Below are 6,208 nucleotides of genomic sequence, written 5' to 3'. Positions count from 1 at the left end.
CATCGCCCGCGAGCAGCAGGTCCTGCCCGTTATCGTCGTGAAACGCGGCGATATAGGGCTTCTGCTTGGTCAGAACTGCCTCGATCCGCGCCAAAGTGGCGGGATCGTCGGTATTGGCGGGGAGGCCCAGATACTTGGCGCCGATCTCGAACAACTCGCTCGCCTCGGCCAAGAGCGCGATGCGGCCGCGATAGCGATCGGAATCGATCACCCATTTCCAGCTGTCGGGCACGCCATCGACTTTCGATTTGCGGTAGCCGATGCCGGTGACGATCCAGGTGTAAGGCACGGTGACCTTGCGGCCGGGATCGAACGGCGGGTTGAGAAATTCGGGCGCGATGTTCTTGAGGTTGGGGATCTTGGAGTGATCGAGCGCGGTGAGCAGCCCGGCTTCGCTCAGTCGCTCGACAAAATCGTTCGACGGCACGATCACGTCGTAGCCGGGATTGCCATTGCGCAACTTGGCGAACATCTCGTCGTTATTGGCAAACAGGCTGACCCCGACGCCAACGCCGCTGGCCTTTTCAAAGTCCGCCAGCGTATGCGCGCCGATGTAAGTATCCCAGGTATAGAGGTTCAGCTTGCGCGCAGCGGCGCCCGAGCAGCCGCCGAAGCTCAGCCCGATCCCGGCAAGGCCCGCCTCGGCCAGAAAGTTCCGGCGCGATAATCCCATGCGAATCCCCCCAAAGTCTAACGATCAGGCCTTGAGCAGCAAGTGATCGCGCTCCCACGAGGAGATCACTTCGTCATAAGCGGCGAGTTCGGCTTCCTTGATCCGGGCGAAGGCGCGGATAAAGCTCTCGCCCAGAATGCCGATCACCGGCTCGCACAAGGTCATCAGCTTCAGCGCGGCATCGAGGCTGCGCGGCAAAGTGCGTTCCTGCGCATAGGCGTTGCTCGTGATCAGCGGCATCGGCTCGATCTTGCCGCGCAGGCCCAGCAAGCCGCAGGCAAGCGTCGCGGCGATGGCGATGTAGGGATTGGCGTCGGCCCCCGGCAGGCGGTTTTCGATCCGTGTCGCGCCGGTGTTACTGACCGGAATGCGCAGGCCGCACGAGCGGTTGTCCATGCCCCATTGCACGTTGATCGGCGCGGAGTGCGCCGGGCGCATCCGCCGGAACGAATTAACGTTGGGCGCAAACAGCGGCGCGACTTGCGGCAAAAAGCGCTGCAACCCGCCAACGAAATAGCGAAATTCCTGCGTCAGGCCCTGCTCGTTGCCGAACAGGTTCACCCCGTCCTTGTCCTGCGCCGAGATGTGCAGGTGCATCGCGCTGCCCGGCTGGCTTTCCATCGGCTTGGCCATGAACGTTGCATAGACCCCGTGCTTGAGCGCCACTTGCCGCACGATGCGCTTGAAGATCACCACCTGATCGCACAGCGCCACCGGCTCGCCGTGATTGAAATTGATCTCCAACTGCGCGGTGCCGCTTTCGTGGATCATCGTATCCAATTGAAGCGAGGCGATCTCGGAATTGTCGTAGATTTCCTCGATGATGTCCTCGTATTCGGTCACGGACTCTAGGCCATAGGGCTGCGGACTGCTTTCGGCGCGGCCCGATCGCCCGCGCGGCGGCTGGATCGGAAGATCGGGATCGGCGTTGACCTCTGTGAGGTAAAACTCCAGCTCGGGCGCAACGACCATCGTCCAGCCCAGCGCGGCGAATTCGTCCAGCACCTTTTGCAGCACATAGCGCGGCGCGTTTTCAAACGGCGTGCCATCGCGGTGCAGCGCATCGGCGACAACGAACGCGGTCGGGGTGCGAAAGCCGGGGGCGACGCAGATCGAGCGCAAATCGGGCTTCAAGGTCACGTCCGGATCGCGGTACTGGCTGTCGTCCTCGTCATTATCGGCATAATCGCCGGTGATCGTCACCGAAAACACGCTGGAGGGCAGGCGCAGGCTCATCGAATCTACCGAAGATACGAACTTGTCGGCAGGCCAGACTTTGCCGCGCACCACCCCGTTGATATCAGGCACAAGGCATTCGACCTCGCCAATGCCGTGGCTGCGGATCCATTCTGCGAAATTTTCAGCCACGTTGCATTCTCCTGATCTTCAAAACCGGTCGCGTAGCCCCAGAAATCCAAGCGCAGCGACCATTGTCGGCCAGCGCAAGGCCGGCCCGCCAGGAAAGCGCGGCCCCGGCAAGACCCGCAGCGCCGCGAACGCCGCGCCCGCTTTCCCCGCCAGCATTTCGCCCACAGCGGCCCCGAGATATGGGCCGAGCACGACGCCCACCCCCGAAAACCCGTTCAGCGACCACAATCCGGGTTGCACCTCCTGGCAATGCGGCAGCCGGTCGGGGGTGATTGCCAGAGTGCCGCCCCACGCATAGTCGAACGGCGTCCCCGCCAATTGCGGAAACGTCCGCTCCAGATGCGGCCTTACGAAACTGCCAATATCCTTGGGAAAGCGCCAGCCATAACTTTCGCCGCCGCCAAACAGCAAGCGATGATCGGGGGTCATGCGGAAATAGCGCACAACGAAGCGCGAATCCGATACTGAGCGCCCCCCCGCGATCAGCTGCACCGCGCGCTCTGCGCCCAGCGGCGCGGTGACGGCGATGAAATTGTTGATCGGCAGCACGTGGGCATCAATGCGCGGCAAGAGGCCGGTGGCATAGCCGCCCGTCGCCACCAGCACCGCGCCCGCCTCCACCGTGCCGCCCGCCGTCTCCACCCGCCAGCCCGCGCCGGAGCGCTTGATCGCGGTGCAGGGTGATCCGCCGTGAAGCGCCGCCCCGGCGGCGGCGGCGGCGCGCGCGATCCCTTGCGCCAGTTTCAGCGGATGGAGATGCCCGCCGCGCGCATCGATGATGCCGCCATGGTAATCCGGGCTATCGACCAGCGCGCGCATTTCTTCGCGCCCCACTGCGCGCAAATCCTGATAGCCATAAACCTCGTGCATATGCGCCGCGTGGGCATGGCTGCCCGCCACGAAGCGCGCGCGGTGATCGGCGTGGACATGGCCGGCGCGAAAGTCGCAAGCATCGGGGTCCAGCGCGAGCAACCCGTCAAGGTGCTCGCGCGCCGCAAGCGCCACGTCCCAAAGCGCGCGGGCTTTGGCGAGGCCCAGCTTGCGCTCAAGCCAAGGCTGGTCCTGATTCCAGCCCATGTGCACCTGCCCGCCGTTGCGCCCCGAAGCGCCCCAGCCCAGCGGTCCCGCCTCGACCAGCCGCACCGCCTTGCCTGCGCGGGCCAGCGCCAGCGCCGCGCCCAATCCGGCAAACCCGCCGCCGACAATGCAGACGTCTGCGCGTTCCGATCCTTCCAGCGCAGGCGCATCGGGGCCAGCTGGCGCGGTTGCGGCATAGTATGACGGCGCGTGGCGGCCAAAATCCTCGCCGCTGCGCGACAGTGTCATCCCACCAACACCACCGGCGCGCCGGGCGGCCATGACAGCCAGACCGCCGCGCCCGCGGGCAAGCCAGGGCTGGCGTCGCGCGCGCCATTGGCCTGGCTGACTTTCAGCACCGTGCCGGTCGCAATTTCCACCTCGTACAGCGTCTGCCCGCCCAGATAGGCCGAGCGCACGATCACGCCTTGCGTCACATTCGCATGCGGCATGGCCGCAGGACCAGCCGGGCGATCCGCGACCTGCGGAATCATGGTGATCTTTTCCGGGCGGATGCCGACCCAGACCGGCGCGGCGCGCGCGCCTGTCACCCCATGATCAACCCACACCGGCACATCCAGCGCAGGGCTGATCACCGCCGCCTGATCGGGCTCGTCCAGGCTGAGGCTGCCCTCGACCATGTTGATCGTGCCGATGAAATCGGCGACGAAGCGGTTCGCCGGGTATTCGTAGAGATCGCCCGGCGGGGCCACCTGCTGCAATGTGCCCCGGTTCATCAGCGCACAGCGGCTGGCCATCGCCAGCGCTTCGTCCTGATCGTGCGTCACCATCACGAACGTGACGCCAACCTGATCCTGAATTGCCGCCAGTTCGCTGCGCATCGCCTCGCGCAGCTTGGCATCGAGCGCCGACAGCGGCTCATCGAGCAAGAGCACGCGCGGCCGCTTGACCAGCGCGCGGGCGAGCGCAACGCGCTGGCGCTGTCCGCCGGAAAGCTGGTCGGGCTTGCGGTGGGCAAATTCCTCCAGCTTCACCAGCCGCAGCGCTTCGGCCACGCGTGCGTCGCGCTCCGGCTTTGGAACGCGGTCGATCCGAAGGCCATAGGCGACGTTGTCCGCCACGTTCAGGTGCGGAAACACCGCGTAAGACTGAAACACCATGTTGACCGGGCGCTTGTTGGGCGGCGCGGTGGTCATGTCCACTCCGTCGATCCACACGCGGCCTTCGGTAGGCATTTCCAGCCCCGCCAGCATGCGCAGCAAAGTGGTCTTGCCGCAACCCGATGGCCCGAGCAGCGTGAAAAACTCGCCTTCGGCAATATCGAGCGAGACATCGTCGACCGCAATGAAAGTGTCGAATCGCTTCGTCACGCGCTCAAACCGGATCAGCGGACCGTCTGCCATGGCTCAGTGGCCTCCCTGAATCTTCGTTACATCGCTGCCCTGCATCCGCATACCGAGCACGGTCAGCAGCACGGTGATCGCCATAAGCACGGTGGAGGCAGCATTCACCTCGGGCGTGACCGAAAAGCGCACCATCGAATAGATCTTCACCGGGAACGTCACCGTGTTCGGCCCGGCGGTGAAGAAAGTGATCACGAAATCATCGAGGCTCAAAGTGAAGGCCAGCAGCCCGCCCGCGATCAATGCAGGCGCGATATGGGGCACCAGCACATCGAACAGCGCGCGCAGTTCGCCCGCGCCCAAATCGCGCGCCGCCTCTTCCATCTCGCGGTTGAACGAGGCGAGCCGCGCGCGCACCACCACCGTGACGAAGGGAAAGCTGAAGGTGATGTGCGCGATGATGATCGCGCCCAGATCGAGCGGCCAGACCAGATCGCGCGGCCAAGGCATCACTGTGCCGAAAAAGACCAGCATCGCCACGCCCATGCATATCTCGGGCACCACGATCGGCAGGGTGATCGCGCCGTCGAACAGCCCCTTGCCCGGAAAGCGGAAACGCCAAAGCGCAATCGCCGCCATCGCGCCGAGCACCACGCTGAAAACGGTGGAGATCGCCGCGATGGTCAGCGAATTGACGAAAGCATCCAACAGCGGCGCATCGTCCAGCATCTTGGCATACCAATCGAGGGTGAACCCTTCCCAACGAATGGTGCGGCGGCTGTCGTTGAAGCTGAACAGGATAAGGTTTGCCAGCGGCAGATAGAGGAACACCAGCACACCTGCGACCCACAGCAGCATCGGCCAGCGCCGCGCATATTCGAGCGGACCGGGGCGGTTCTTGCTGCTCATGCCGCGGCCCCCTGCGCCTGTTTGCGCCGATCCTGCCACGCGCGCACGAGGAGCGCGGCGAGCGTGAGATACATCAACATGAACGACAGCGCCGCGCCGAATGGCCAATCGTTGGCGCGCTTGAACTGGCGCTCGATCACGCTGGCGATCATCTGGCTATCCGGCCCGCCAAGCAGATCGGGGGTGAGGTACGATCCCAGCGCGGGGATGAAGCAGAGCATGACCGCAGAGGCGATGCCCGGCCAGGCAATCGGCACCACCACCTGAAAGATCGTGCGCAAATGCCCCGCGCCAAGATCAAGGCTGGCCTCGAGCAGCGAGCGATCGAGCCGATCAAGCGTCGAGTACAGCGGCAGCACAATAAACGGCAGGTGGACATAAACGAGGCCCACAATCACTGCGAAATTGGTGTGGAGCATTTCGAACGGGCCGAGGCCGAACAGACCTGCAAAGCTGTTGATCCACCCCTCGGTGCGCAAAATCGCCATCAGCGCATAGGTGCGCACCAGCAGGTTGGTCCAGAACGGCAGCATGATGCCCAGCAGCAGCAAGACTTTGCCGCGATTGGAGGCAAAGGTCATCACCAGCGCATAAGGAAAGCCGATGACGAGGCAGATCGCAGTGGTGAACCCGGCAAAGAACAGCGATTTTCCGAAAATCAGCAAATAGACCGGATCGAACACCCGCTGATAATTGGCGAGCGTCCCCGTCACCGCCACTTCGGTCAGGCCAAGCGTCCGCCCAAAGCTGTAGGCCCAGATCACGCTGAGCGGCACGACGAAAAACAGCACGATCCACAGCGCTGGCGCGGTCAGCACCATAAAGAACGCCGGCTTCTCCTGCCGCCAGGATCCGCTCATGCCTTGCTGCTCATATC

6 protein-coding genes are annotated in these 6,208 nt (G+C 64.0%); all 6 read right to left on the bottom strand.

The window, feature by feature from the left end:
* The coding region (locus Q0O40_RS14940; protein WP_295531621.1) for a spermidine/putrescine ABC transporter substrate-binding protein at window positions 1–673 on the bottom strand (673 nt) is incomplete at its 3' end.
* A 24-nt stretch (window positions 674–697) separates the two neighbouring features.
* A complete protein-coding gene (locus tag Q0O40_RS14935) occupies window positions 698–2,041 on the bottom strand; it encodes a glutamine synthetase family protein (RefSeq protein ID WP_295531618.1) in 1,344 nt (447 codons plus the stop codon).
* 18 nt (window positions 2,042–2,059) lie between these two features.
* Window positions 2,060–3,400 (bottom strand): FAD-binding oxidoreductase, encoded by a 1,341-nt coding sequence (locus Q0O40_RS14930; RefSeq protein ID WP_295531615.1) that lies wholly within the window; start codon window positions 3,398–3,400, stop codon window positions 2,060–2,062.
* Complete coding sequence (locus tag Q0O40_RS14925; protein WP_295531612.1) at window positions 3,364–4,482, bottom strand: ABC transporter ATP-binding protein; 1,119 nt, start codon at window positions 4,480–4,482, stop codon at window positions 3,364–3,366. Before Q0O40_RS14925 ends, Q0O40_RS14930 begins: the two co-directional genes overlap by 37 nt.
* Before the next feature lie 3 nt (window positions 4,483–4,485).
* The gene (locus Q0O40_RS14920) at window positions 4,486–5,331 is read right to left on the bottom strand and encodes an ABC transporter permease (protein WP_295531609.1); all 846 of its coding nucleotides are present in this window, start codon (window positions 5,329–5,331) and stop codon (window positions 4,486–4,488) included.
* Window positions 5,328–6,152: an ABC transporter permease gene (locus tag Q0O40_RS14915; protein WP_295531624.1), complete on the bottom strand. Its 825-nt coding sequence runs from the start codon at window positions 6,150–6,152 to the stop codon at window positions 5,328–5,330. Before Q0O40_RS14915 ends, Q0O40_RS14920 begins: the two co-directional genes overlap by 4 nt.
* Between the last annotated feature and the right edge of the window lie 56 nt (window positions 6,153–6,208).

The organism is Novosphingobium sp. Chol11, from assembly GCF_945870625.1.
In the GTDB taxonomy this organism is placed as follows: Bacteria; Pseudomonadota; Alphaproteobacteria; order Sphingomonadales; family Sphingomonadaceae; genus Novosphingobium.
This window is presented reverse-complemented; position numbering and strand designations above follow the sequence as displayed.